Annotated in this window: 1 protein-coding gene; it reads left to right on the top strand. The window is 71.6% G+C overall.

Features of this window, described 5'->3' with window-relative positions; translation table 11 throughout:
• Positions 1 to 229: hypothetical protein (locus tag ACQG3P_RS25540; RefSeq protein WP_426806603.1), on the top strand; the 229-nt coding region annotated here is incomplete at both ends.

The raw sequence follows: 229 nt of genomic DNA, 5'->3' as shown, positions 1-229 counted from the left end.
GCGTCGGGCTACAACGCCTCGGCCACCGCCGATTCGGCCACCGCGATCGGCGGTTCGCTGTACTACGAAGAAGCCAACGGCAACGTGCTGCTCGACAAGGCCACCAGTGCCAGCGGCACCGGCGCTACCGCACTGGGAGCCGGCGCACAGGCCACCGGGGAGTTCAGCACCGCCAGCGGAGCCGGCGCGACTACGGCCGGGCTGCAGACGTCCGCCGTCGCCTACAGCG

Source organism: Stenotrophomonas sp. SrG, assembly GCF_050031795.1.
GTDB classification, from domain to species: domain Bacteria; phylum Pseudomonadota; class Gammaproteobacteria; order Xanthomonadales; family Xanthomonadaceae; genus Stenotrophomonas; species Stenotrophomonas rhizophila_A.
This window is presented reverse-complemented; position numbering and strand designations above follow the sequence as displayed.